The organism is Streptomyces sp. NPDC102270 (genome assembly GCF_044766405.1).
Lineage (GTDB): Bacteria > Actinomycetota > Actinomycetes > Streptomycetales > Streptomycetaceae > Streptomyces.
The window spans coordinates 238,726-261,900 of record NZ_JBIWLX010000006.1; the positions used below are offsets into that span (position 1 = coordinate 238,726).

The 23,175-nt window shown below is 71.0% G+C and carries 28 protein-coding genes and 1 pseudogene; 21 read left to right on the plus strand and 8 right to left on the minus strand.

The annotated features are described in order from the left end of the window. Positions 1 to 104 precede the first annotated feature (104 nt). From ACIRP7_RS13850 to ACIRP7_RS13930, 17 genes are all read left to right on the plus strand, one after another. Positions 105 to 2,363 (plus strand): hypothetical protein, encoded by a 2,259-nt coding sequence (locus ACIRP7_RS13850; protein ID WP_403657768.1) that lies wholly within the window; start codon positions 105 to 107, stop codon positions 2,361 to 2,363. A gap of 14 nt (positions 2,364 to 2,377) precedes the next feature. Next, positions 2,378 to 2,869 (plus strand): hypothetical protein, encoded by a 492-nt coding sequence (locus ACIRP7_RS13855; RefSeq protein WP_403657771.1) that lies wholly within the window; start codon positions 2,378 to 2,380, stop codon positions 2,867 to 2,869. 20 nt (positions 2,870 to 2,889) lie between these two features. Further along, positions 2,890 to 3,750 (plus strand): hypothetical protein, encoded by an 861-nt coding sequence (locus ACIRP7_RS13860; RefSeq protein ID WP_403657774.1) that lies wholly within the window; start codon positions 2,890 to 2,892, stop codon positions 3,748 to 3,750. Next, positions 3,750 to 5,273 carry a transfer protein gene (locus tag ACIRP7_RS13865; protein WP_403657777.1) on the plus strand — a complete coding sequence of 508 codons (1,524 nt, stop codon included), beginning with the start codon at positions 3,750 to 3,752 and terminating at the stop codon, positions 5,271 to 5,273. Before ACIRP7_RS13860 ends, ACIRP7_RS13865 begins: the two co-directional genes overlap by 1 nt. A 67-nt stretch (positions 5,274 to 5,340) precedes the next feature. Next, positions 5,341 to 5,493, plus strand: a complete 153-nt coding sequence (locus tag ACIRP7_RS13870) for a hypothetical protein (protein ID WP_389158633.1) — start codon at positions 5,341 to 5,343, stop codon at positions 5,491 to 5,493. 119 nt (positions 5,494 to 5,612) lie between these two features. Beyond that, positions 5,613 to 6,125: a hypothetical protein gene (locus ACIRP7_RS13875; protein WP_403657780.1), complete on the plus strand. Its 513-nt coding sequence runs from the start codon at positions 5,613 to 5,615 to the stop codon at positions 6,123 to 6,125. A 106-nt stretch (positions 6,126 to 6,231) separates the two neighbouring features. Continuing rightward, the gene (locus ACIRP7_RS13880; RefSeq protein WP_403657783.1) at positions 6,232 to 6,567 is read left to right on the plus strand and encodes a hypothetical protein; all 336 of its coding nucleotides are present in this window, start codon (positions 6,232 to 6,234) and stop codon (positions 6,565 to 6,567) included. After that, positions 6,564 to 6,806, plus strand: coding sequence for a pRL2-19 (locus ACIRP7_RS13885; RefSeq protein ID WP_403657786.1), 243 nt, complete (start codon positions 6,564 to 6,566; stop codon positions 6,804 to 6,806). The genes ACIRP7_RS13880 and ACIRP7_RS13885 overlap by 4 nt, the downstream gene beginning before the upstream one ends. A gap of 77 nt (positions 6,807 to 6,883) precedes the next feature. Next, positions 6,884 to 7,984, plus strand: coding sequence for a hypothetical protein (locus tag ACIRP7_RS13890; protein ID WP_403657790.1), 1,101 nt, complete (start codon positions 6,884 to 6,886; stop codon positions 7,982 to 7,984). Beyond that, positions 7,981 to 8,337, plus strand: a complete 357-nt coding sequence (locus ACIRP7_RS13895; RefSeq protein WP_403657793.1) for an ASCH domain-containing protein — start codon at positions 7,981 to 7,983, stop codon at positions 8,335 to 8,337. The genes ACIRP7_RS13890 and ACIRP7_RS13895 overlap by 4 nt, the downstream gene beginning before the upstream one ends. A 469-nt stretch (positions 8,338 to 8,806) precedes the next feature. Next, complete coding sequence (locus ACIRP7_RS13900) at positions 8,807 to 9,031, plus strand: hypothetical protein (protein WP_403657796.1); 225 nt, start codon at positions 8,807 to 8,809, stop codon at positions 9,029 to 9,031. Positions 9,032 to 9,154: 123 nt separating this feature from the next. Further along, complete coding sequence (locus ACIRP7_RS13905; protein WP_403657799.1) at positions 9,155 to 9,541, plus strand: hypothetical protein; 387 nt, start codon at positions 9,155 to 9,157, stop codon at positions 9,539 to 9,541. Then, on the plus strand, positions 9,538 to 10,002 hold the full coding sequence (locus ACIRP7_RS13910) for a hypothetical protein (protein WP_403657802.1): 465 nt from the start codon (positions 9,538 to 9,540) through the stop codon (positions 10,000 to 10,002). The genes ACIRP7_RS13905 and ACIRP7_RS13910 overlap by 4 nt, the downstream gene beginning before the upstream one ends. A gap of 186 nt (positions 10,003 to 10,188) precedes the next feature. Next, positions 10,189 to 10,587: a hypothetical protein gene (locus ACIRP7_RS13915; protein WP_403657804.1), complete on the plus strand. Its 399-nt coding sequence runs from the start codon at positions 10,189 to 10,191 to the stop codon at positions 10,585 to 10,587. Positions 10,588 to 10,754: 167 nt separating this feature from the next. Further along, positions 10,755 to 11,615: a helix-turn-helix domain-containing protein gene (locus ACIRP7_RS13920; protein WP_403657807.1), complete on the plus strand. Its 861-nt coding sequence runs from the start codon at positions 10,755 to 10,757 to the stop codon at positions 11,613 to 11,615. 587 nt (positions 11,616 to 12,202) lie between these two features. Further along, entirely contained in the window at positions 12,203 to 12,484 is a 282-nt protein-coding gene (locus tag ACIRP7_RS13925; RefSeq protein WP_403657810.1) for a hypothetical protein, read from the plus strand. A 44-nt stretch (positions 12,485 to 12,528) separates the two neighbouring features. Then, on the plus strand, positions 12,529 to 13,182 hold the full coding sequence (locus tag ACIRP7_RS13930) for a helix-turn-helix domain-containing protein (protein WP_403658423.1): 654 nt from the start codon (positions 12,529 to 12,531) through the stop codon (positions 13,180 to 13,182). Positions 13,183 to 13,291: 109 nt separating this feature from the next. On the opposite strand, the gene ACIRP7_RS13935 is transcribed toward ACIRP7_RS13930, so the two are convergent. Both ACIRP7_RS13935 and ACIRP7_RS13940 read right to left on the minus strand, forming a co-directional pair. After that, positions 13,292 to 13,813, minus strand: a complete 522-nt coding sequence (locus ACIRP7_RS13935) for a hypothetical protein (RefSeq protein WP_403657813.1) — start codon at positions 13,811 to 13,813, stop codon at positions 13,292 to 13,294. 289 nt (positions 13,814 to 14,102) lie between these two features. Beyond that, on the minus strand, positions 14,103 to 14,972 hold the full coding sequence (locus tag ACIRP7_RS13940; RefSeq protein WP_403657816.1) for a LysR family transcriptional regulator: 870 nt from the start codon (positions 14,970 to 14,972) through the stop codon (positions 14,103 to 14,105). Between the two features lie 146 nt (positions 14,973 to 15,118). Here ACIRP7_RS13940 and ACIRP7_RS13945 point away from each other — a divergent pair, with 146 nt between their 5' ends. Further along, the gene (locus tag ACIRP7_RS13945) at positions 15,119 to 15,934 is read left to right on the plus strand and encodes an EamA family transporter (protein ID WP_403658426.1); all 816 of its coding nucleotides are present in this window, start codon (positions 15,119 to 15,121) and stop codon (positions 15,932 to 15,934) included. A gap of 177 nt (positions 15,935 to 16,111) precedes the next feature. Here ACIRP7_RS13945 and ACIRP7_RS13950 read toward each other — a convergent pair. The 3 genes and pseudogenes from ACIRP7_RS13950 to ACIRP7_RS13960 all read right to left on the minus strand — a co-directional run. Next, a pseudogene (locus ACIRP7_RS13950) lies at positions 16,112 to 17,056 on the minus strand (transposase); the annotation flags it as partial. 167 nt (positions 17,057 to 17,223) lie between these two features. Next, positions 17,224 to 17,661 (minus strand): transposase, encoded by a 438-nt coding sequence (locus ACIRP7_RS13955; RefSeq protein ID WP_403657819.1) that lies wholly within the window; start codon positions 17,659 to 17,661, stop codon positions 17,224 to 17,226. Positions 17,662 to 17,899: 238 nt separating this feature from the next. Continuing rightward, positions 17,900 to 18,271 (minus strand): VOC family protein, encoded by a 372-nt coding sequence (locus tag ACIRP7_RS13960; protein ID WP_403657822.1) that lies wholly within the window; start codon positions 18,269 to 18,271, stop codon positions 17,900 to 17,902. A 98-nt stretch (positions 18,272 to 18,369) separates the two neighbouring features. Here ACIRP7_RS13960 and ACIRP7_RS13965 point away from each other — a divergent pair. Further along, positions 18,370 to 19,250, plus strand: a protein-coding gene (locus tag ACIRP7_RS13965) for an IS5 family transposase (RefSeq protein WP_403657825.1) whose coding sequence is annotated in 2 segments (ribosomal slippage) — positions 18,370 to 18,730 and positions 18,730 to 19,250 — 882 coding nt in all. Because the reading frame shifts where the segments join, the coding sequence is not laid out codon by codon here. Between the two features lie 85 nt (positions 19,251 to 19,335). On the opposite strand, the gene ACIRP7_RS13970 is transcribed toward ACIRP7_RS13965, so the two are convergent. Continuing rightward, entirely contained in the window at positions 19,336 to 20,217 is an 882-nt protein-coding gene (locus ACIRP7_RS13970) for an alpha/beta fold hydrolase (RefSeq protein WP_403657828.1), read from the minus strand. Positions 20,218 to 20,649: 432 nt separating this feature from the next. Here ACIRP7_RS13970 and ACIRP7_RS13975 point away from each other — a divergent pair, with 432 nt between their 5' ends. Then, on the plus strand, positions 20,650 to 20,892 hold the full coding sequence (locus tag ACIRP7_RS13975; RefSeq protein WP_403657831.1) for a hypothetical protein: 243 nt from the start codon (positions 20,650 to 20,652) through the stop codon (positions 20,890 to 20,892). On the opposite strand, the gene ACIRP7_RS13980 is transcribed toward ACIRP7_RS13975, so the two are convergent. Both ACIRP7_RS13980 and ACIRP7_RS13985 read right to left on the minus strand, forming a co-directional pair. Next, a complete protein-coding gene (locus ACIRP7_RS13980) occupies positions 20,836 to 21,819 on the minus strand; it encodes a hypothetical protein (protein WP_403657834.1) in 984 nt (327 codons plus the stop codon). The genes ACIRP7_RS13975 and ACIRP7_RS13980 overlap by 57 nt on opposite strands. A gap of 291 nt (positions 21,820 to 22,110) precedes the next feature. Next, positions 22,111 to 22,332, minus strand: coding sequence for a hypothetical protein (locus ACIRP7_RS13985; RefSeq protein ID WP_403657837.1), 222 nt, complete (start codon positions 22,330 to 22,332; stop codon positions 22,111 to 22,113). Between the two features lie 101 nt (positions 22,333 to 22,433). Between ACIRP7_RS13985 and ACIRP7_RS13990 the strand changes: the two genes are divergently transcribed. After that, entirely contained in the window at positions 22,434 to 23,102 is a 669-nt protein-coding gene (locus ACIRP7_RS13990; RefSeq protein WP_403657839.1) for a DUF4145 domain-containing protein, read from the plus strand. Positions 23,103 to 23,175 lie beyond the last annotated feature (73 nt).

Sequence of the window (23,175 nt, forward strand, 5' to 3'; positions counted from 1 at the left end):
TTCGCCGGGCCCCGAGGCGCGCGTACGACGTGCGCGCGCGAGGGTCGCCGGACTGCTCACTCTCTGTCAACCCCCTTAATCCACCGGAAGGAGGGCTAACGATCATGTCCAGCGACGACGAGGACGGCCGGGTGATCCCGTTCCCGGCCCTCGGAGGACTGCGGCCGCCCATCGGCGACGGCGGCACGACCGCCCCGCCTCCACCGCCCACGGCACCGCCCGCCGACCTGGAACCGGAATCCGATCTGCTGACCGCGTTCCCGGCCCTCGCGGGTGCCCAACTCGCCCCGCCCCTCGCCCTGACGCTGCCCGCCCTCGCCCCCGACGACGAGGACCAGGGCGGCGACGACGACCAGGCGGTGACCGTCCACCAGGACGGCGGGATGACCCCCCGCGAGGCCGCCACGCTCGGGGTGATGGTGGCCTCCGCGATCACCGTTGCGTGCCTGCGCGGCACCGTGGCGCTCGCCTCCTGGTGCCGGGCCCGGGCGGAGCATCACCGCACGGTCCGCGAGGAGGCCGCCAAGGCAGCCGCGAAGGCAGCCGGGAAGGGCGGCGGCCGGGTGCCTTCCGGTCCCGAGTTCGGCCGCGCGACGCGTAGCGGAGGACGCGCCGGCACTGGCACCGGCTCCGGTAGCGGCGGCCGGCCGGGAGGCGGGAGCGGCGGAGGCCGCGCCCCGGCGACGTTCCGCTCCGGGTCCGGCTCGCGCGGCGCGGGTGGCTCCACTCGCCCCGGCGGGGGCAACTCGAGGCCGCCCGCCGCCACGCACAGCGGGAAGGGCGGCACCGGCCCGGGCAGCAAGCGCAAGAACGGGTCCGGCTCGGGAACGTCGCCCAGCTCGGGCAGCGGCTCCGGATCGAAGCCGCCCGGCAGCAGCCGCCGGAAGCGCAAGGACGGAGGCAGCGACGGGGACGGCAGCGGGAAGGCCCTGCGCGGCCCCAAGGGGATCAAGCGCCGCAAGCCGAAGGGCGGCGGCTCCGGGAGCAGCGGCGGCGGATCGTCGCCGGGCGGCTCGGGGACGTCCACCCGCAAGAGCAAGGGCAAGGGCAAGGGGCCGAAGGGATCCAAGGGCGGCAAGGGCACCGGCACCTCGCCCGCGTCGACCAGCCCGAAGGGGAAGGGCGGCAAGGGCAAAGGCAAGGGCGGGAAGGGGAAGGGCGGCGGGTCCAAGAGCCCGGCGACCAGGACCCCGACCACACCGGCCACCAGGGGAGCCAAGGCCCGCGCCCTCGCCCGCCGGGCCACCGTCCGCGCCGCTCGCCGGACCGGCCGCCTGGTCCGCCAGGGCGGCCGCTACCTCGCCCGGGTCACGCCCCCGGCCGCCCGGAAGACGGGCCGCTACCTCAACAAGAACGGCCGTCGCGTGGCCCGGCACACCCGCCGCTGGTCCCGCACCCGGTGGGACCGGATCACGGCCCGGGCCGAAGCGCGCTGGGAGCGCCGCCAGCGGGCCGCAGCAGCCGCTGCCGCCGCCGCTGCGGCCGCCGGGACTACCGGCCCCACGCCGCCCGGCCCGGGCCCGACGCCCACCGGACCCGGCGCACCCCCCAGCGGTCCAGGAGCGCCCCCCGGCGGCCCCGGAGCGTCGCCCTGGGGACCTGGCCCGGGCGGCGGCCCGTGGGTCGGCTACGGCCCCCTCACACCGCCCCCGGCCGTCACTGACCCGTACGTCGTCGTCATGGAGCGCGAGGACGGCGGCGAGGCCGCGACCGTCGAACTGCCCGAGCTGGTCGTCGCCGACGGCGACACACCACCGCCGGACGCCCCGGCCGGACAGGCGTGGGAGCAGCTGCGCGGCGTCGACGGCGGATGGGTCCTGGTCGACGTCGCCGAGCTGGTCGAACCCGAGCCCGGCCCCATCCCGATCCCGGCGGCCCGCACCGCGGCCGCCCCTGCGAGTAAGGAGACAACGCCTGTGAGCGAGCTGCCCGCCACGCCCTCCGCGATCGCCGAAGGGGTCGCCGCCATGGCTGCCCCCTCGTACGACAGCGGCGCGGCTGAGCTGACGATCTACGACCTGGTCGACGCCGACGAAGACGCGGCGGAGGAGATCGTCGCCCGCGTCGACACCGCCCGCGAGGACGCCAAGGCGGCCCGCGCGCTGGTCGGTCACATGGAAGACCTCAAGGCCACCATCGTCCGCCTCAAGATCCCGGGCGCCCTGTTCCGGTACGCCTGCCGCCTCCAGGAGAAAGCCGCCGTCCTGGCAGCCGACGCCGACGCACTCGCCAAGTCGCTCCCGGCCGCCTCGGAGGCGATCAGCGCGGCGGGCAAGAACGCCGCCGCCCGGCACAAGCCGCTCGCCGACACCACCAGCGACCACGGGCACGCCGCCCCGGCCGAAGTCGAGTACCACGGATAAGGAGCCCGCTGCTCATGTCGGAAAACCTCCCCGCCCCCGCCCCGGACTTCACCCCCGCCCCGCAGGGCGGCGGCGGGGGCGCCGCCGCCACGGCCGCCAGCGCGGCCGGGGCCGTCGTCGCCGCTGTCGGCTACGGCATCCAGTTCACCGCCATGGTCGCCAAGCTTGCGTCCGCCGGCCTCGCCCTCCGGGGTGTGGGCGCCCGGGTCCGCGAGACGTACCGGTACATCGGCGACTGCGCCAAGAGCGTCGACCACCTCGCCGACCTCGCCGCCAACCTCCGCCCGGCCGTTGACGCGGACACCGTGGGCGAGCACCGCGACGCCGCGAAGGTGATGCGCGCCTCCCTCGCCCGGGCCCAGCGCATGGCCAACACCGTGGACGAGATGAGCGTGATGTTCGACCAGGCCAAGGCCGCCCACGAGGGCGACTACGGGGCCGTCAACGACGTCGCGACGTCCATGACGGTCCCCATGGCGAACCGGAACTTCTACCGCAACCGCTGACCCCGGAAGGAGGCACTGCTGTGCCGCTGCCCCCGCTGGACCGAGTGCGCGCCGTCGTCGGACACACCCGAGACGCCGCCGGGCGCGTGGGCACCGTGGGAGGGGCCGCCGTCCTGGCGGCCTCCCTCGTGGTCCCCGAAGCCGCTGCCGTCGCCCTGCCCGCTGCCGGGATCGCCGCCGGGGGCGGCTACCTGGTGTCCATGGCCCCGGCCGGGGAGGCGGCCCCCGGATGGCTGCGCACCATGTACGCCGCCCCCGCCCTCACCTGCGTTGCTGAGGCCGTCGCCTTCCAGTTCGCCCCGGGCATCCACTGGTGGGAGGTCCTGGCGGCTGCCGGATGGACCGCCCTCACCTGGTGGCTCCGCCCGTCCAAGCAGGCCCGCGACTGGGCGACCGAAGCGGCCGGCAACGAGGCCGCCGTCGCCGTGTACGAGCACATCGGCGACGCCGTCGCCGTCCAGGGCGGCCCGGCCGTGCAACTGACCGGCGCCCTGGAGGAACGCCTGGCGTCCTGGTGGGCCGCACACGCCGCCGTGGAGGGCGGCCCGGCCCCCGGGACCCACCTGGAACGGATCGCCGCCGTGGGCCCCAAGGAGTTCGCCGCGTGGATCGTCGCCGACGTCCCCGGCCAGCCCGTCCCGGCCGTGAGCGTTCCGCGGCTGTCCGCCCTCATGGACATCGAGGAAAAGCTGTTCGCCGTGGGGCCCGTCAAGGGCAGGGGCGCCGGGTACCGCCGCCTGCGGGTCGGCGCCGTCGCGGCCGGTGGCCCCGAGGACTTCGCGGAGCTGTGGGCGCAGAAGATCGCCCCGACCGCCATGCCCGGCACGACCGTCGTCGCGGTCCGCGCCGGACACATCGACAAGGAGGACCAGGACCAGTGATGCGCGCCCCTGACTTCGTGGAGATCGAGGTCGCCCGGCGGCCCGGCGAACTGATCACGTACAACCACGCCGCCCTGGTCTCCGCGCTCGGGGGCAAGGACCCGGCGTGCGTGGCTGTCGAGACTGACGGCCTGTCCCGGGCTCTGATCACCGCGTACCGCAAGCCGCCGCTGGAGAACCTGCGCTACGCCCGCCCCGAGGACCTGGTGATGGACTCTGAGGGGTTCATCACCGTGGGCCGCCACCACGACGGCATGGCGGCCCGGATGCGGCTGTACGAGCCCGGCTCGGGCGCGCAGCGCGGCGCGATGTTCGGCACCACGGGCGCGGGCAAGTCCCGCGCCCTACAGCTGGTCCTCGCCGCTGAGAAGCGCTCCCGGATCGTCTCGTGGCTGTCGGACCTCAAGGGCGGCCAGTCCGTCCCGGAGGCCCGGGGGCAAGTCGACTGGAGGGCGACCACCGAGCAAGAGGCCATGATGCAGCTCCGCGCGGGGCTGTGCCTGGTCATGCTCCGCACCGAGCGGTACGCCAAGCTCGGGCGGTCGTACTTCGTCGTCGGCGACCCGGACCCGCTGGTCAACATCCGCATCGACGAGGCGAACCGGCTCCTCCAGGAGGGCAGCCCGTTCCGCGACGAGGCCGCCTACCTGATCAAGGAGATCGGGCGGTTGGGCCGGTCGGTCGGCGTCGGCATCAGCATCGCCGCGCAGGCCGGCCACATCGAGGAGCTGGGCGGCTCGGACACCCTGCGCGCCATGCTCAAGGAGGGCGACGTCGTCCTATTGCGCTGGTCGTCCAACATGATGGCCGCGCTCGTCTCGGACGGTCTCCTGCCCCTGGGCGCGGACCTGGTCCCGATCCCGAGGCGCAGCGGCCCGCCCGTTCTGCGCTCCCGGTTCGAGCGCACCGGCACCGACGTCCCCGGCACCTCCACGGCCGGACAGGCGTACCTCCTCGGCTCGCCCCGGCCGACCGCCCTCATGCGGTTCTTCCGGGTCGGCTCCCCGGTCCCCGTCGCCGGCCTGGACCCGGCCATCGTGGATCTGTACGGCCCGGGCGAGCCCGCCCGGCTTGAGGCCGAATCCGTCCCGCACATGGGCGGCGTCTACGCGGCCCGGGGCGGCCCGATCACCGTGCACGACGTGGCGGCCGCGCACGCCCTGGCGGAGGGCCTGGAGGCCGCCGGGGTCGACCCGGAGTCCACGGCCTACCTCGCCGGTCCGCTCCTCGCCCCGCCCTCGCCGTCCCCGGCCGGGCCGACGATGGACCCCACCGCCCCGGGCGCTGGCCTCATGCCGCCGCCGTCCAAGGGCAAGAGCGCCCCGTCCACCCGCAGCCGCATCCTCGACGCCCTCGCCGACGGCCCGCTGAACAAGCACGACCTCCAGGCGAAGGTGAACGCGGACGGCGGCCGCCAGGTGCGGAACATCGCGCCGACCCTGTCCGAGATGAAGTCACACGGCGAGCTGGAGCAGCCCGAGCGCGGCATGTGGGCCCTGCCCGCCGCTCCCTCGGGCGACTGACCGCCCCTCCGGGGACGTCCGGCAGATACCTCCCCCGACGTCCCCGGAGGCCGCCATGCTGACCGTCATGGACTTCGAATTCGACTGCTGGCGATGCGGCACGACCTGTGTCGTCTGGGGGAAGCCCCGCGGTTTCTGGAGCACCACCCATTACGAGCTGCCGGGTGAGTTCGACTGCTGGAACTGCGGCGCGACCAACACCACCCCCGACGACGACTGACCGCCCGCCCTCGCGCGCCAGGCCCGGAGCACCTCGGCTCCGGGCCTTCCTGTTGCCCCACGCACGGCCCCCGGCACACCCGCCGGGGGCCGTCCTCGTACCCGCCCAGGAGGACCCCCATGGAACCGACCCGCCCCGAGCAGTCCCGGCCGCTCCCGCCCCACGTCCGCGCGCTCATCGCCGACGTAGAGAGCGCCTACCAGCCCGAGCAGCAGCCCGCCCTGGTGACGTCGTTCCGCGACGAGACGCCCGTGCCGAAGACCGGCGAGACCGACACCCCGCCCGTGTGGCAGGACGACAAGCGCATCGTGCCCTCCTGGGCGGCCGGCCTCGCGGTCGGCTCCCTCGGAGTCGGCGCCGGGGCGACCGGCCTCGGGTGCGCCGCCTGGCTCGTCTTCAAGGGCCTGTCCCTGGTGAGCCTGCCGAGCCTCCAGACGTTCGCGCTGATCATCCTCGCGCCGTTCGTCGGCGCTGCGGTGCTCGCTACGGCGATCGGCGCGGCCATCGCCAAGGCCAAGCGGTCGCACACCACCAACGTCTTCAAGGGCTCCGTCCAGGTCACGAACAAGACCGAGGTCAGCAGCACCGCGCGCGGCATGTTCGCCCGCAACCGCAACGACGTCCGCAACTGACCGCCCGGTCGCCCTGCCCGGCCCTCAGCACGCCCGCACAGGGCGTCCCGAGGGCCCCGCAGGCCGACCGGCCGCCACCACCACGCACGAACGGAGAACCCGCCTCATGGCCCTACACCGCGCAGTCGGATGCGACACGTCCGCCTGCCTCGCCCTCTACCTCGCCGCTCCCCAGCTCGGGCCTGACGCCGCCCAGCACGCCGCCGCCCGGGTCGGCTGGAGCATCACCGCCGGGGGCCTGGTGAACCGCTGCCCGTCCTGCGCCCGGGGCGGCCTGCCCGTGCTGGAGCGCGGTGACTGCCCCGTGTGCACCGGCTCCACCTTCGACGGCCGGGACGGCGAGCGGTGCCACCACTGCGGGCACGTCACCCCGTACCCGGACGACCCAGACGACGACGAGGAGCACGGCGAGCAGCTGCACGCGGCGGAGGCCGACCGGTGACCCTCGACGGCCGCCCGGTCCGGCCCGAAGACCTCTCGCACTCCATGCTCGTCGCCGTCCTCATGGCGCACGGTGGCTCCCTGACCATCCCGGTCACCGCGTTCGAACCGGACTCCACCGGAGGCCCTGACGGGTCCTGGCACGCCGTGGCGCTGGAACCGCTGGAGGACGGCACGGTGCGCCTGTCCGTCCGCCCCCGGCCGCCCGACATCGACGGCCCCGGCGTCCGCTTCGAGTGACCCGCCCTCAGCCCGTCCACGTTCACCGGCCCGGCCCACGCAGCCAGCAGGTCACCGACACGAGACGAGGCAACACCGTGACACTCATCAGCCCGAACACCGTCCTCGCGAACGCCCTGACGAACGTGGAGGACGTCCTCGCGCCGCGCATCCACGCCAACAAGCCGCAGCGGATCGCCCTGGTGGTGGGCACGCAGATCAACGGCGCCCCGCACGCCGGCACCTCTCTGGTGCAGTCGATGGCGTTCGCCATGGCCGCCCTGCTCCACGACCGCCACGGCCTGCCCGTGGAGGTCCGGTTCTCGGCACTGGACAACGCGCCGCACGAGATCGTCACCGACCCCGAATCGGGGAACCGCTACCAGCGGGCCTACGCCCACGCCCTCGGTACGGACGGCATCACCGGCCTGGTAGGCGCCCTCTACCCATCCTTGTTCGACGCCCTGTCGGAGCGGCTGGGCGTGCCGTACGGCGTGGAGACCTACTCGCAGCAGCAGGCGACCGGCCTGTTCCGGGAGACGTGGCTGCGGGTGCTGCCGCGCCTGGACGCCGCAAGCCTCTGGCTGGCTCCCTCCACGGGAGTGCCGCACCTGCGGGTGCCCTGCCCGCAGTCCTGCGGGTGGGCGGAGAAGTACGCGCAGCGCACCCGTCTGGAACTCGCCGGCCGCGGCTTCGCCCGTGTGTCGGCGGTCTGCCTGCACCACGGCCCCTACGCGGCCACCATCACGCCCACCGGCGGCGGCTACCTCGACCTCGCCACCCTGTACCGGAACATGGTCAAGGAACTCGCCGCGCTCGCCGAGGCCGACGTCCTCCAGGTGATGGTCAAGGGCACCGACTGGATGCCCGGAAGCCTCCTGGTCGACGGCGCGCTCCAAGCCGTGGGCCTGACCCGGGGCCAACTGCCCGCTCGGCTGTTCTGCCCGATGATCGTCGCCGAGACGGGCGCCAAGCTCTCCAAGAGCCTCATCCGCTCCGGGGAGGCGGCGTTGCCCGCAGGCGCCGAACCCTGGATGCTCGACACCCGGAAGTGGCCCGGCACCGTGGAGGAGTTCGCGGACCGCCTGCTGAACCTGGCGGGACTGCTGCTGTCCCACCCCCGGCACTTCTTCCGCTCGTACTCGGCTGCGGAACTCGCGCGGCTGATGTCCGTACCCACAGGGAGCCCGACCACATGAGTCGCACCACCTCAGCCCGCGTCATCGAGCTGAACCTGTACCCCCAGTATTTCGACCTCGTGGCCACCGGCCGCAAGACCCGGGAAGTGCGGGTGAAGTACCCGAAGTTCGACGGCCTGGCCGCCGGTGACCTGATCCGGTTCGCCGTGAAGAACACCGACCGGTCATGCATGACGCGGGTGACACGGGTCGCCGAGTACGCCTCGTTCGAGGAACTCCTGGACGCCGAAGGGCCCTCCCAGGTGAACCCCGATGCGACCCGTGAGGAGCAACTGGCCAACATCCGGAGCATCTACCCGCCGGACAAGGAAGCGCTGGGGTGCCTGGCCATCGGTATCGAGCTGGTCGACTAACCCCACACACAAGGCCCCCGGCCGCCCCTCCACGGAGGGCGCGGCCGGGGGCCTTTCTGCGTTCCGGGGCCGTCCACCTGATGCGCCACAGCGCACGAGGATTCGGCACCTGATGCGCTACACCGCATCAGGCCTCGTACGCGACACCGCATTTGGCCTGATGCGCTACAGCGCACGTAAACAAGAAGAAACCCAACAACAAGAACCCAACAACCTTTGCGGGGTGCGGAACGATTCCGACCTCGCGGCCGTCGTCGCCTCGTGCGAGCCCGCGCGCGTAGGACGGTCTCACGAGTTCCACGACGCCCCCCTCTCCGCAGGTCACGGCCCTGACGTCCGGTCTCACGAGCGGCCCGTCCTCCGCCGACCCCGCAAGGGGCCGGAATGAGTTAAGGTGCCCGGCCGCTCCCGGCTGTCCCCGCATGGGACCGGCTGGGACGTCCGCCCGCACCCGAGCGAAGGAGGCCCCGTGGGCACCGCCGACGACGACGGCCCCGAGTGGCTGACGCGCGCCCAGTTCGCCGCCGCCCTCCAGGTCCACCCCAAGACCGTGTCCCGCTGGATCGCCGCCGACCCGGATATGCGCGTACAGCGCCTCGGGCCGACCGGCCACCGTGTCCGCGTCCACCGATCCGAGCTGGAGCGCCGCCGCTCCGGCATGTCCCCAATTGGGGACACCACGGCGACCGCCTGACGTCGCCCGCGCGCTGCATGGTTCTGGGCCTGGCGCGCTGCACCACCCGGAGGCCGGCCACCGCGCCGCCTCCTGACGCCGATGGTTTAGGGCCTGGCGACACCCACGAGCACGGAGGCGCCCATGCCTGCCGTCGACCTCATCAACCGACCGTCCGCCGGACCCGTCCCGGCCGCCTACCTCGGGCAGCTCGCCCGCGAGTGGGAAGCCACGATGCCGGCCGTCCTGCTGCGCTCCCGGTTCCTCGGGCTGCTGGACGTCCTCCACGACCGCGCCGACGAGGTCGGACACGTCCGCCCGCGCCACGGTGTCGACGTCGTCCAGGACCTCGCCCGCGGTGCCTGCCTGCGCACCGAGGACGCCGTGCGCTACCTCGCCGCAGCCCTCGCGGCCGGAGTCGTCGTACGCCGGTCTCCCGACGTGCTCACCCTCACGCCCTCCGCCGTCCCCGACTGGACGGCCGCCGTCGACCACCTCACCGCCCCACCGACCCGAGAGGATCACCCGTGAAGGCCAGCAAGCCCACCGCCGCCGACAGCATCGTCGGAAGCCGCCGCCCCGAGGACAATCGGTGCTGGCTGTGCGCCGCCCCCGGCATCCCGGAGCGCACGCTGCGCGCCGACGTCCACGTATCCGGGCACCTCTGCCTGCGCTGCTGGGGACTCCAGCCTCGCGGCCGCAACTCGTGGGCCCGGGCCGCCTCCGCCCTGTACGTCGCCCTCGCCCTGCCCCGGGCCTGGCATGACACCGGCTACCGCTCCGGGTGGCTGGAGACCACCGCGAAGCGCTACGGCGTCACCGCCTGGCACGACGTCCCCCGGGCCACGGAGCCACCGGACGAGCCGTTCGGCTGGATCGCCCCGGACGTCCTGGAGGCCGCGGCCGCCGACCTCGCCCGCCAGGAGGAGGCGTTCGAGCAGGCCCGCATCCCTCCGTCCGATCGCGCCACGGGAAAGGCCGGCCACCGGTGACCCCTCCCCGCTCCCGGCCCGGCGAGGAGCCGCAGAAGGGCTACGGAAGTGCTGCACAAACGCTGACTTTTGTTGACCCTCGCGCGGGCCGAGCCTCCGTACCGCTACACATCCGTGCAGGTCACGACCGGTGAGCCTGTATGCGCCCCTGACCCCGAGTGCCATACCCCACCGGAGGCCCGCCCCATGGCGTCCAAGCCGCTGACCACCCGCGTCTCCCCGGCCGTCCACGAGGCCCTGACCGCGCTCGCCGCCCGCCGCGGCATGTCCCTCGCCGCGACGGCCTCCGACCTGCTGAGTGCCGCCGTTGCCGACGAGGACGGCACACCGCCCCCACCGGACGGTGAACTGACCGTCGCCGTACTGCGCGCCCTGGAGGAGGTCACCGCACCCGCCGCCGTGTTGCACCGGGAGGTCGCCCTACAGATGTCCAGGCTCATCGAGCGCGGCGGACGCGGTGCCACGGGTGCAGCGCGACGACTCATGGAGGCCGCCGACAGGGCTATCCACCTCCAGGAGCGCGCTGACCGGCCCGTCGACCCCGCCATGAGCGCTCTCCTGGCCGACCTCTTCCCTGGCCTGTAGGGACGGCCGGGAGGCTCTTCCCGGGCACTCCCAGCCCCTCTACGCCCCGGAATCCGCCCGTTCCCGCCGACCCCACCACTCCACGACCAGGCCCTTTCGCCCGCTGAGCGTTCGCTCACTGGGTGACAAGGGATGCGAACTATGACAACGACCACCAGGAGGAGCGCATGGCGTCCGCTTCCCAGCTCGCCGCCCGTCCCGTCGTCCCGCGCCTGCCTGACGGCACGTACGCCGTCCGCGACCCCCACGACCCGGACGTGACCACCCTGTGGCGCGTCGACGGGGGCAAGCTGCACCCGTGGCCGCTCCGTCAGCGTTGGGCACCCCGCCCGCCGAAGGCAGACCCGTCCGCCCCGCCCGAGGAGCGCCGGGCCCGCCGTGAGCGCTGGTACGCAGAGGTCTACTGGCCGTGGAAGGTCGCCGTCGCCGAGGAGATCCGCCGCGCGCCCCTCACTGCGGCTGACCTCTTCGAGCGCCTGGTGCCCGAGCACGAGCGGCCCCGGGCCGTGTTCGCCACCATCCTGGACGGCCGACCTACGCGCGAGGAGCTGGACGAGGCGGAGCGCCAGGAGGAGGAGGCCGACCGGGACCACCTGCGCACGGTCGCCGTCCTGGCGGCCGCCGGCCTCCCGTACCGGCACATCGCCGGGGCGTTCCGCGTCTCGCCGTCGACCGCGTGGCGCTGGGCGCAGCGCGGCATGGAGCTATGGCACCGGGAGGGCAGCCCCGAAGCCCTGGCGGCCGCTCTCGCCGTCCTACCGCCCCTGGACGACCTCAAGGCCCGGACTGCCCGCCCGACCGTCCACACGGCGCGTCAGGAGACGCCCGAGGACTCGCAGGACCGGCCGCTGCCCGAGGACCCCGACGAGGCGTTCGCCGTCTGGGCGGAGGCCCGGTTCGGCGTCGACCCGGCGGAACTGGCCGGGCTGCTGGACGTCGCGGCCGCCGACGACTGGACCGAGCTGGAGGACGTGGCCGCCCTCGCCGCGCTCCTGGACGACCTCCCCGACGAGGAACCCGACGCCTGACCCGCCACGCCACAACACCCGCCGCGGCCGGCCGGGTTGAACCGGGTTGAAGCCCTTCGAGGGATGCGCCGGAACCCCGAAAGGCCCGCACCCGCAAGGATGCGGGCCTTTCGGGATGTGACCTCGGTCACGTGGAGGGTGCCGCGAAACACACTCCGAATGAGAGCACGTCCAGGCCATTCCGAACGGACAGCTCACCAGAGTCACCATCGTTGTTTCGTCGCCGGGACGCCAAATTTTCGGACGTTGTCGGACGACACCGGACAAGTTTGCATCTCACTACTTCGAGGCCACGGGTTTCGTGAACAGGGTGATGGACGCTGCCGGACACCATCAGACAATCAAGAGGTCCCAGCAGAGTCGTCAGCCTTTCATTTCACGATGATTTGCCGCTTACGTTCCGTCAGGAGCGTTGCGGGCTAACGCTGATGGCATCCCTAAGGGGAACAACTGGCTCCGTATATAGGCGAGTTGTGCAGCCGTCTGTGGCCCCGTAAGACTCAAAAGCAAGGCGTGAGGGACCCGCGAAGCCCTCGTCGACGCCGCGTCAGTCCAGGCCATCCGTCCGCTTGAAAGGCGGTCAGCTCATGTTCACTTACGTTCCTGGAGTCGGCTGGGTCTTCCAGCTTCTCTATCCCCTGGCCTCCGGGTGCGTGTACGCACCCGGAGAATCGCGCAAGACCTTCGGTTTCGGCCGGACCCCCGTTGCTGGCCTCTCCGCGCTCGTCCTGCTGTGGCTCTGGCTCGACCACCCGGCCGAGGTGGTCGCGGCCGTCGTCGCCGCAGCCGCTGTCGAGGCGCTGGTCGGCCTGAACGAAGACCTGCGCCGAGCTCTTAGCCGGCGGCGAGGTACCGCATGGCTGCGGTAGAGCGGGGAGAGTACTGGGTGCTCTCGTGGAAGCTCGTAGACGCCATGCAACGAGCGGGCATGACCAGCGCGCAGTTGGCCGAGGCCGCAGGTGTCAGCATCGTCATGAACCACAAGGTCTTGAACGGGCACAGGCTCCCGGCCAAAAGCCACCTGGCACGCCTGATGGACGTACTCGAGATCACCGGTCAGCTGCGTCGCGACCTCCTGAGCACACGAGACAAGCTTGAAGCTCAGCGCCGCAAGACGGCCAAAGGCGCCATGTCGGAACAGGCGCAGCCCGGCGGCGTGCGAAGGCCGGAGAGGGCGGAACAGGCAGCACGCGGCCGCGTGCGAAGGCCGGAGAGGACGTACCGGACCTTCGTGCCAAGGTTCGGTCAGCCAGACCCCATCAGGGTTGCGGATGCTGGTGAACTGCAGGAGGCGCTGAGGGCCGTGCACGTGTGGGGAGGCAAGCCCCCGCTGAGGGAACTGGAGAAGCGCTCCGATGGCCTCCTGCGTCGCAGCACGGTGAGCGACATGCTCCGCGGAACGCCGACAGTGCCGGAATACGAGCGGTACCTCGCCTTTCTGTCGGCTTGCGGCATCGACAATGCGAGCCTGGACGTCTGGGTGTACACCTGGCGTCGCCTGGTGGCGCTGAAGGACAGCGACGTCGTCCCGTGGATGGGCGGGATGAACCCGAACTCGACAGCCTAGGCCGTTCGCCGTTCACCCGAATGGCATGCAGAGGGGGCCGCGGCGAGACCCCGGAGGGCCCACGCCATCGTCGGCGCGGGCCCTCCGGTTCGTCCTGGATGAAGCTCAGTCAGGCGTTGAGTCCGTCAGGAGCTTGGTCACCGCCTGGCCGCTGGTCCTCGAACAGGTCCAGCTTCTTGCCGAACAGGTCCTCCGCCTCCCCCGTGGAAAAGACGATCTTGCCGTACAGGGCGCACTGGCAGATCGACGAGTGATCTGACGCGGACAGTTGGATCGTCCGTCGAGCTTCGGTCGGCTCGGTGAACCACTGCTGGATGCGCATGTAGCGAAAGCCCTCAGGGCCTGTGTGGTCTCCATAGACGATGTGGCTGAGCCCCTTCAGGACCGCCTCGTGGTAGAGGGTCTTCTTCGTTCCTGTGGGATCGGAGAACGACACCCGCCAGGACCACCTTTGCCCTTCGGCGAGTTCGGCATCAGCGGGGAAGGCGCCATCGAACCCAGCGAGATAGTCAGCGTTCGGGCCGATCACGATGCGCTCCCACTCGGCATCGCCGAGCCAAGGAGAAGCTGCCAGGAACCCCTCCGCGAACTGACGGGTCTCGTCATCGGAAATCAGATGCTCTCCGCTCATGCCTTCTCCTCTGACCAGTCGCTCCGGAAGCCCTGTGAGCAAGGGCCCCGATTCATCCTCGGCGATCGGAAGTCCATGTGCTGCCAACTTCGGCAACAGGCCCGAGACCCGGGTCCGCGCAGGATCGGCCGTGCTCCCTAGCTCCCGCAGTGGCACCCGCGCAAGATCACCGCCGTTTGGGGCTGGTGACGATCCTGCTGGCTTATTCGGTCACGCGGCGAGGGAGAGTCCGGTGGTGACTGCGTCGATCAGTGCCTGGAGCTCGGAGGGTAGACCATGGGCTCGGGTGTCAGGCGTCTTCACGGTAGAGGTCAGAGAGCAGGGCGACGGCGGCGTGGGTGGCCGGGTGGGGGTCCTGTCGGCCCCAGATGAGGTGGACGGGGACAGGGACAGCGTCGCGCAGGGGGCGATAAGTGATGCCGTCGCGGCGGTACTGGGCGACGGTGGCCTGCGGGGTGACGCCGACAGAGCGGCCAGCGGCAATGGTGGCGAGCCAGTCGTCGACGTCGCGGGTGTACTCCACGGCAGGGCGGGCGTCTTCGGGCCACAGTTCCAAGGTGGTGGTGCCGGTTCGGCGGTCCACCACTAGGGTGCGCTCGCGGATCTCCGCCAGGCGGATGTTGCGACGTCTGGTCCATGGGTCGTCGGAGGCGAGGGCGACGTAGCGGCGTTCGTGGCCCACGAGGGCGTGGGCGTAGCGGCGGGTGTCGACGGGGGTGCGGAGGACGGCCAGGTCGCACAGGCCCTCGGCGAGGCCGCCGGTGGGGGTGTTGTGGCGGATCAGGTGGAGTTCGACGTTGGGGTAGCGGTCGTGCCAGCGGCGCTGGAACTCGGCGGTGTGGCGGCCCATCGCGGACCAGGCGTGGCCGATGTGCAGCCGGGTGTGGCCGGTGGTGGCCTGGTGGACCAGTTCGTCGGCGTCGACCAGGAGATTCCGGGCGCGGGCGAGAACCTGCACGCCTGCGGTGGTGGGGGTGACAGTGCGGCTGGTGCGGTGCAGCAGTCGCACGCCGAGGATGCGCTCTAGTGCGAGCAGTGTGCGGGAGACCGCGGCCTGGGAGACGCCCAGCTCGATCGCGGCGTCGGTGAAGCTGCCGGTGTCGACGATCTCGACCAGGCAACGCAGGTGCCGCAGCTCCAGTTCCGTACGACCATCCATACGTCCAGCGTATAGCTGGGGGTTCGGATGCATTTTGCGTATGCGTCGGTCTGGCGGATGGTCGTGCCATGACACTCGAAGCTCGCGCAGAGACTTCGGCCGCCGCGGCGCAGGCGTCGTCGCCCCGGTGGTCCGGGGTGGCGCTGATGATGGGCAGCGGCCTGTCCAACCAGGTCGGAGCATCAATAGCCGCGCTCGCCTTCCCGGTGCTGGGGCCGGCGGGAGTGGTGGCGGTGCGCCAGTGGGTGGCCGCCGTGGTGCTGCTGAGCGCCGGCCGGCCGAACCTGCGTTCATTCACCGCCGCGCAGTGGCGTCCTGTCCTTGGCCTTGCCGCGGTGTTCGCGACCATGAACCTCACGCTGTATGCGGCGATCGACCGGATCGGGCTCGGCTTGGCGGTCACTCTGGAGTTCCTCGGCCCGCTCGCTGTGGCGCTGGCAAGCTCTCGCCGGCGTATCGATCTGGCCTGTGCTCTCGCCGCCGCGGTGGGCGTGGTGGTCCTCACCCGCCCCCGGCCCAGCACGGACTATCTCGGCATCGGCCTGGCCCTGATCGCCGCCGTCTGCTGGGGCTGTTACATCCTGCTCAACCGCACCGTGGGCGAGCGCCTGCCCGGGCTGCAGGGATCGGCCGCCGCCGCGGCCGTCTCCGGCCTGCTCTACCTGCCCCTCGGCGCTGCGGTCCTGTGGCTCCACCAGCCCACCGTCGGCGCCCTGCTGTGCGCGCTGGCTGCCGGTGTGCTGTCCTCCGCGGTGCCGTTTCTCGCCGACCTGCTCGCGCTGCGCCGGGTCCCCGCCCGCTTCTTCGGGATCTTCATGAGCGTCAACCCGGTGTTCGCCGCTCTGATCGGCATGCTCGTCCTTGACCAGCACCTCGGTGCGGCATCGTGGCTGGCCATCACCGTGATTGTCACCGCCAACGCCGTCTCTGTGGGCACCTCCGCCAGCCACTCCGAGAAGTAGACCAACCTCTTGCGGTGAACCCGCGTCGACGCCCGCGCCTCGGTGTGCGCCTTTGTCGAGGCGGGCAAGGTGGCTGACGCGGGTGCGGTCGAGCGGGTGGCCGTTCCACCAGGCATCGAGGCGTATGAGGTTGAGTGCAACGGCGGAGAGGACGTGCTCCAGGTGGGTCTTCTGGAGACCGAGGTAGCGGGCACGTCTCATCCCGGTGACCGCGACCGCCTGGTGGATGGTTCCCTCGATGCCCGCGCGGGTTCCGTACTTTGCTCGCCACTGCTCGCCGCTCTGCTGGAGGCGGGCGTGGTCGAGGACTTCTTGCAGCTCGCGAGGTTGCAGGGAGAGGGTCCGGCCGCCGGTCTTCGAGCGGGTGCACTGGCCGCGCACCGGGCAGGGGCGGCATGTCTCCTTGTCGAACTTGATGACGATGGCCTTGGTGCCGCGCAGGGTGGCGGGGCTCCACCAGGTGCTGGTGTCCCCGCGTGGGCAGGTGGCCTGCCGCTTGTCCCAGTCGATGGTGAAAGCGGTGCGGTCGAAGCCGGCGCCGGCACGCGCCTGGGGTGAGCTGTTCATCAGGACGGGGGTGACCAGGGTGACGCCGAAGTTCTTCTTCATGCCCACGATCAACTCGGCCGAGGCGTAACCGGAGTCGAGGAAGTGCTCGGTGGGCAGGAGATCGCGGGCGGCGAGCATGTGATGGACCGGTTCGGTCATTTCCGCGTCGGTCACTGTGGCGTCGGTGGTCGCGATGCTGGTGATCAAGCGCGGCGGCGGCCCGTCGGCTCCGGGGATCAGCGCCTGGCCGTCGGCAGCCGGGTCCTGGTCATCGGCATCGTCGCAGGACTCGCTGATGTGGATCTTGTAGCCGGTCCACCAGGAGCCCTGTTTGAGGCCGTAGCGGGCGTCGGTGTCGTACGGGGAGGCCAGCCGCAGTCTGCCGGGCGGGAGGTCATTGCTCTCCCGCCGCTTCACCTCCGCTCCGGCCTCTGACACGGTGCGGTGGTAGTTCTGCACCCACATCGTGCGCAGGACCTGCACCGCCGGGAGCTCGCGCAGCCAGGCCAGGGCATCAGGGGCATGCACCGCCTCCAGCAGCATGAACCCGTCCTGGCCGTAGACCAGAGCCATCTCCTCCCGCTTGCTCGTGGAGGCCGGCGGATGCCAGGAGTGGATCCGCGGGCCGTAGCGTTCGGCCCATTCCCGAACGGGCAGCGCCTCGGCGAGCCAGTCCGGGGCCGCGCAGGCCAGCGTTTCCAGCGCGGCCCGCAGCGTCTCCCCGGCCAGCTCCAGCCTGTTCAGGTCGCGTACCGCCGCCAGCACGCGGGTGGAGTCGGTGCGCTGCTGCCTCCGGCCTTCACCAGGCCCCGGTCCTTGAGGGCGGTCAGCAGCAGGTCGAGCACCTTCTCCTCCATCCCGTGCTCGACCAGCCGTGCGCGGAACTCGGACAGCACGGATGCGTCGAACCCGGGATCATCCAGCTCCAGGCCGAGCGCGTATTTCAGGTCCATGCCGTATCGCACCCGATGCGCTGCCGCGCGATCGGTGAGGTTCTCGGCGAACTGCAACACCGTCACCAGCGCGAGCTGGCCCGGTGACCAGCCTGGCCGCCCTCTGACTCCGAACGCCTCGGCGAATTCGGAGTCCGCGAACAACTCGCTCAGTTCGTCACGGACCCGCATCGCCAACGGGTACGGGCCACGTGCCGCCACCGCCCGCGCCACCTGCGCGGTCAACTCAGGCACCGTGGGCCACGGCCTCGGCTGCATCGACATTCCACACCCCACCCGCGACCGGGAACGCCAAGACGGCCGCTACTGTCCTGACCAACGATCCGCCAGCCTCGCTGGGCACGTGTCTTGTCTCTGCGATGTGTAGGCAGTCCCGCCGTTCTGTAGGCATGTACGGCTGGGTCCCGGTCCTGTGTCGGCAAGTCCGGTGCCAGACAGGTCGAGGCCCTCGTGAATCCGGCAGTCAGCGCAAGCTGATGCAGAATGGATGCCCAGCCGGATCGATGAGGACCCGCGCCCTGTCGCCATGCGGCTGGTGATCCGGCTTGCTCGCGCCCAGCTCCAGCAACCGGGCCTCGGCCACGGCCAAGTCCTCATCGACCTTGAAGCAAGTGTGAAGCTGCTGGGGAACGACTTGGCCGGGCCAGCTCGGAGCCCGGTAGTCCTCGACCCGCTGAAAACCGATGAAGAGTCCGTGCTCACCATTGAGGCCCGCGAAGTCGGCGTCCGACTTCGGGTGCAGTTCAAGGCCGGTGGCCTGCCGATAGAACGCCGCCAAAGCCAGCGGATCAGGGCAGTCGAGCGTTATCGCAACCAGCTTCATCTGCAGGGACATGGAACCTCCGGGCCGACCAGTGAACTTCCGCCACGAGCACCCTAGGGCCTGTCCAACGGATCATGTGACCTTCGCGGGCCTGGCTCGTTGGCCTGTCCGTGAGGCGGGGAGATCTGTCGAACGAGGAATGGGCCCGGCTGAAGCCGCATCTACCGAAGTCCGCTAAGCGGGGCGGTCGTTGGGTGAGCCATCGGAGGGTCATCAACGGGATCTTGTACCGGAATCGCACGGGGGTGCCCTGGCGGGATCTGCCTGCGCGTTTCGGCAAGTGGAAGACCGTGTATGAGAGACACAGACGCTGGTCGGCGGACGGCACGTGGGACAGGCTCTTCGCCGCTGTCCTGGCTGACGCCGACGCGGAGGGCCGTATCGACTGGTCGATGGTGAGCGTGGACTCCACCTCCTGCCGGGCTCACCAGCACGCTGCCGGCGCCCGCAAGCGACGCCCGCGGGTGCCGGGAAAAGATCAACGCCCCGGCAGCACCGCTCCGACGAGGGGCTCGGGCGCTCTCGGGGCGGCCTCACCTGCAAGATCCACCTCGTTGGGGAAGGCGGACGCCGCCCGCTGGCCCTGCTGATCACGCCAGGCCAGTGGGGCGACGCCCCACAGTTCATCCCCATCATGGAACGTGTCCGAGTCGCCCGTCTCGGCGGCGGACGTCCGCGCACCCGACCGGACCGTCTCGGCGGTGACAAGGCGTACTCCTCGCGCCGCAATCGCCGATACCTGCGACGACGCCAGATCAAGCACACGATCCCCGAACCGAAGAACCAGCGGGCCAACCGCCAGAGCCGCGGCAGCAGGGGCGGCCGGCCTGCGGGCTTCGACAAGACGATCTACAAAAGGAGGAACGAAGTCGAGCGAACGATCAATGCGCTCAAGACGTGCAGGGCCGTGGCCACGAGGTACGACAAGCGTGCCTACATCTTCCACGGCACCATCATCATCGCCTCGATTCGACTCTGGCTGCGCCCATGATCTGGGACAGACCTGGCGTACTCGAGGCCGGCACCAGTACCGGAGCAGCCGCATCTCCCCTCAATGCTGCTCTGGCCATGCTTGCTCAACCGGTATGGGTCACCACGGCATCGATGAGCTCGGGCCAGAGTTCACGCGGGCGATCGTGGCCCATGTCGGGGACCAGCAGGAGTTGGGCGCCGGGAACCAGCTCCGCGGTGCGTTTCCCGCCGCTGGGGTCGATCAGCGTGTCGTCCAGGCCGTGGATCACCAGCGTCGGCACCCGCAGCTCACGCAGTGCATCCGCACGTGAACCGCTGAGGATCATCGCGCCGAGCTGCCGCCCGATCCCCTCGGGGTAGTAGGCGCGGTCGTAGCTCGCGGCGGCCAGCTCACGCAGCACCGAGGCGTCGCCGTATCGCTTGGAGGCCCACACCAGTTCCCGCTCCGCCGCCGCAACGTATCCCTCGCGGTCCGCGGGCTTGGGACTGAACAGCACCGCCTGGGCCTCCGGGCTGGACTGGCCGTATTCGCTCTCGCCGGTCGAGGACATCATCGACGTCAAGGTCAGCACCCGCTCCGGGCAGGAGAGGGCCATCACCTGGGCGATCATCCCTCCCATCGAGGCACCGACCACGTGGGCGCGTTCGATACCGAGCGCGGTGAGCAGGCCGAGGCCGTCACCCGCCATGTCGAGAAGCCGATAGGGAACCATGGCGAGGGCGGCGGGAATGTCTCCCGAGCTGACGGCGGCGATGAACTTGCCCATGTCCACAGGATGATCGTCGAACTTGGCGGACAGCCCGCAGTCCCGGTTGTCGTACCGGATCACGTAACGGCCGCGGTCTGCCAGTGCTCGGCAAAAGTCCTCGTGCCAGGCGAGCATCTGCGCGCCGAAACCCATCACCAGCAGGACTGGCGGGTCTCCAGGGTCGCCGAAACTCTCGTACGCGATAGACACCTCAGGGGACACGTCAACGATCGACATGCACGGAGACTGTCATAGTCATCCACGGAGCGCACCCAGAATATCGTCCGGTGACCTGCACATACTTTCCTGGCTTCTGCCCATGATCCGTCGGACAGGCCCTAGAGACAGCTACCTGCGGTTGAGCTGGAAACCGACCGCCAAGGTGTCCCACTCAATCTGGAACAGAACAGCGTGGAATAAGCCAGCAGGATCGGTGACAGCGTTCTTACCGGCACCCCAACTCCGGAATGACGCTCCACCGACACTCGCGGCTGCGGTCCCCGGGGCCGGCACCCCCGGCCGACGTATGCGACCGTCCCGGCCGGGCTCGCGCCGGTCGAACTGGGCCCAGTTCGCACTATCTCGCTGTTGCGCGTCCCTGTCCTCCTGGCACCGAGCCCTCCTCAAGAGGTGAGGTGGGAGGTGCCCGCCTCGGAACGGAGCTTCACCATGATCGTGCGATTCGCGGGCGGCCCCCTCGCCGGGCGCGTGCTGTCGACGTCGGCGCCGTGGCCCGGCGGCTGGCTCAAGGGCGACGGCGCGGACTGGGCGCTGTACCTCCCCACCCACAGGGACCCGGCGAACGGGATCGTCCTCGCCGAGGTCCAGGAGACGGGGCGGCCGATGCCTGTCGGCTCAGTCGTCCAAGGGGCCCGTGTCGGCGGCCGGGACCAGGACGTCACTCGTCAGTGAGGGCACCAGGCGGCCCACGTTGCCGTGCCTGCCGGGTTCCAGCTCCCGGACGCGGTAGGCGACGGGTGGGCCGTCCTCGCCCCACTCCACGGCGTACACCACGGCGGGGCGGCCGTCGCCGAAGCGGACCCGGGCGCCGGGGGCGTGGCCGCCGTGCCGGTCGACCAGGAGGGCATCCAGCCACCCCTTGACCGCGAGCCACAGCACGCCCGGCGCCTGCAGGACACCCGACGCGTTCCGCACGGTCGGCTCCCACGTCCTGCGCCACTGGTCGACCAGGCGGCCCACGACGTGCCGTGCGCCGACTTCCTGCCAGGTGCTCAGCTCCCGGTCGTCGCTCTCCACGGCGTCCGCGTACGCGTCGATCCGCGGCTTCACCTCGCCCCACCAGACGGCCGGCACCTTCGTCATAAGGCGTGCGGCCGCGCGGTCCAGCGGCTCCATGAGCGCGTCGACCGCCGCCAGGTCGTCCTCCTCGACGGCGGCCCGCAGCCTCGCGCGGTCCGGCAGCAGTTCCGGGCGCTGGTCCGTGAGCATCGCGTAGACCAGGGCGAGCAGCCACTTCGTCTCCCATGCGTGGAACCGCGCCCACCTCGTGGAAGCGTTCTCCCTGGCCTCCTCGTGGCGCCGCATGACCTGGTCCGCACGGCCGCCGGGGAGTTCTGCAGCGCGCCGTACCTCCCACCGGGCGCCGTTGGTCGCATCGGCAGGCCTCCACGCCCAGCACGCCGTGCCGGGGTGGCCCGAGCCGTCGCAGCCCTCAGGGCACGGCGAGCTGGTCGTCATGACGGCGACCGGCGGCCGCGGCTCCCGGTGCTCCTGGTCGACCAGCCCGGCCGCGAGGCGGCGGCGGGCGGCCGTGTACGAGATGCCCTCACGGGCCGCGAGGTCGCGGGCGGCGCGCTTGGCGTGCTTGTCGGTCGTCATGGACCGGTCGCTCTCCCGGCGGCGGACCCCACGCATCGGCCGCCGTGGCGTCGGTGGACCACAAGGGGCACTATGGGCTGACGTCGCGTGAGGCTGAGCCCCTTGTCCTCGTCGCCGTCCCGGCGTGGGCGGGTCCGGCTCGGAGTCGGGCCGACGCGAGGGCGGCCGCTCCCACCGTAGCGAGGCGGACGCCCCACGGTCCTCATGTCCCCGGATGTTCCCGTGTGTTCCCGCCTGCCCCCGCCTGGCTCTTGATAATGTTCCTTCTCCCGGCCCAGCGGCCGGCGCAGGTCAGTCGTCGATCAGCTCCAGGAAGAGCGGGCAGTCGACGGCGTGCCACTCACGAACGATGATCTCCCCTTCGCTGTGCACCACTTCGGCGTGCCAGGGGAGGCAGTGGTCGCACGGCCAGATCTCGTACGGGGTGCCGTCCTCCTGGAAGGCCATCATGTCGACGGAGCCGACGGGGGCGTTCCGGTTCGTGTTCGGCTTGCGCTCAGGGCTGTCGGTCACGAGTCCAGTATCTGGGGTGCGCGGTACGACCACGCTGGGGGATGCGCATAACGTGTGTTAATCACTCCCGTCGGATCGATCAACGCGCGTATCGTCTGCCCATGGCAAGCACAATCTGTGGCTGGTGCGGCGACCGCACCCACATGGCGATGGTGACCGAACCCGAGCAGCTTCCCGGGCACCTGGCCTACGTCTACACGGCAGCCTTTCAGTGCTCGAACGAAGCGTGCCACCGGCTGTCCATCGCCACGGTGTCCCGTAGCGGGGCCTACGGCAGCCCGAAGCGAGACATGGCAAGAGACGGGGAGCTGTCGTGGCAACCGACGCACATCCCTCGACAGGAGTTCTCCGATGTACCGGAGCAGATAGCTAACGCGGCCGTGGAAGCCCATGCGTGTCTGGCCATCCGCGCTTGCCGCGGGGCGGTGGCTCTGGCCCGGGCGGTTCTTGAGGCCACGGCGAAGGACAAGGGCATCACCAGCGGGCCGCTGGTCACAAAGATCGACGAGATGTACGAGCGGAACCTCATCCGTGACATCACGCGGGAGCTGGCGCACGAGATCCGCGAGGGCGGAAACGAGATCGCTCACGGAGACTTGGCCGATGAGCCGATGCCGCCCGAGGACGCCGAGGCGATCGTCGCGCTGATGGACGAGATCCTCGAAGAGGTCTACCAAGGGCCAGCACGGATGCTGGCGCTCAAGAAGAGCCGTCTGGAGCGGGAGCAGCGGAACGCCGAGAAGAAGGCGTTGGCGCAGAAAGGCGCCTGACGAAGAATCGAACGCATCGAACGGCGGAGTCCGGCGAAGGGATCATCGTGTGGGTGGCGTCGGATAACCTCTC

What these genes read in the sequence shown, in the direction of transcription:
- ACIRP7_RS13850 (WP_403657768.1), top strand. Translation starts at nt 105, where the DNA reads ATGTCCAGCGACGACGAGGACGGCCGGGTGATCCCGTTCCCGGCCCTC.
- ACIRP7_RS13855 (WP_403657771.1), top strand. Translation starts at nt 2,378, where the DNA reads ATGTCGGAAAACCTCCCCGCCCCCGCCCCGGACTTCACCCCCGCCCCG.
- ACIRP7_RS13865 (WP_403657777.1), top strand. Translation starts at nt 3,750, where the DNA reads ATGCGCGCCCCTGACTTCGTGGAGATCGAGGTCGCCCGGCGGCCCGGC.
- ACIRP7_RS13870 (WP_389158633.1), top strand. Translation starts at nt 5,341, where the DNA reads ATGGACTTCGAATTCGACTGCTGGCGATGCGGCACGACCTGTGTCGTC.
- ACIRP7_RS13875 (WP_403657780.1), top strand. Translation starts at nt 5,613, where the DNA reads ATGGAACCGACCCGCCCCGAGCAGTCCCGGCCGCTCCCGCCCCACGTC.
- ACIRP7_RS13880 (WP_403657783.1), top strand. Translation starts at nt 6,232, where the DNA reads ATGGCCCTACACCGCGCAGTCGGATGCGACACGTCCGCCTGCCTCGCC.
- ACIRP7_RS13895 (WP_403657793.1), top strand. Translation starts at nt 7,981, where the DNA reads ATGAGTCGCACCACCTCAGCCCGCGTCATCGAGCTGAACCTGTACCCC.
- ACIRP7_RS13905 (WP_403657799.1), top strand. Translation starts at nt 9,155, where the DNA reads ATGCCTGCCGTCGACCTCATCAACCGACCGTCCGCCGGACCCGTCCCG.
- ACIRP7_RS13915 (WP_403657804.1), top strand. Translation starts at nt 10,189, where the DNA reads ATGGCGTCCAAGCCGCTGACCACCCGCGTCTCCCCGGCCGTCCACGAG.
- ACIRP7_RS13920 (WP_403657807.1), top strand. Translation starts at nt 10,755, where the DNA reads ATGGCGTCCGCTTCCCAGCTCGCCGCCCGTCCCGTCGTCCCGCGCCTG.
- ACIRP7_RS13925 (WP_403657810.1), top strand. Translation starts at nt 12,203, where the DNA reads ATGTTCACTTACGTTCCTGGAGTCGGCTGGGTCTTCCAGCTTCTCTAT.
- ACIRP7_RS13930 (WP_403658423.1), top strand. Translation starts at nt 12,529, where the DNA reads ATGCAACGAGCGGGCATGACCAGCGCGCAGTTGGCCGAGGCCGCAGGT.
- ACIRP7_RS13935 (WP_403657813.1), bottom strand. Translation starts at nt 13,813, where the DNA reads ATGAGCGGAGAGCATCTGATTTCCGATGACGAGACCCGTCAGTTCGCG.
- ACIRP7_RS13940 (WP_403657816.1), bottom strand. Translation starts at nt 14,972, where the DNA reads ATGGATGGTCGTACGGAACTGGAGCTGCGGCACCTGCGTTGCCTGGTC.
- ACIRP7_RS13945 (WP_403658426.1), top strand. Translation starts at nt 15,119, where the DNA reads ATGATGGGCAGCGGCCTGTCCAACCAGGTCGGAGCATCAATAGCCGCG.
- ACIRP7_RS13960 (WP_403657822.1), bottom strand. Translation starts at nt 18,271, where the DNA reads ATGTCCCTGCAGATGAAGCTGGTTGCGATAACGCTCGACTGCCCTGAT.
- ACIRP7_RS13970 (WP_403657828.1), bottom strand. Translation starts at nt 20,217, where the DNA reads ATGTCGATCGTTGACGTGTCCCCTGAGGTGTCTATCGCGTACGAGAGT.
- ACIRP7_RS13975 (WP_403657831.1), top strand. Translation starts at nt 20,650, where the DNA reads ATGATCGTGCGATTCGCGGGCGGCCCCCTCGCCGGGCGCGTGCTGTCG.
- ACIRP7_RS13980 (WP_403657834.1), bottom strand. Translation starts at nt 21,819, where the DNA reads ATGACGACCGACAAGCACGCCAAGCGCGCCGCCCGCGACCTCGCGGCC.
- ACIRP7_RS13990 (WP_403657839.1), top strand. Translation starts at nt 22,434, where the DNA reads ATGGCAAGCACAATCTGTGGCTGGTGCGGCGACCGCACCCACATGGCG.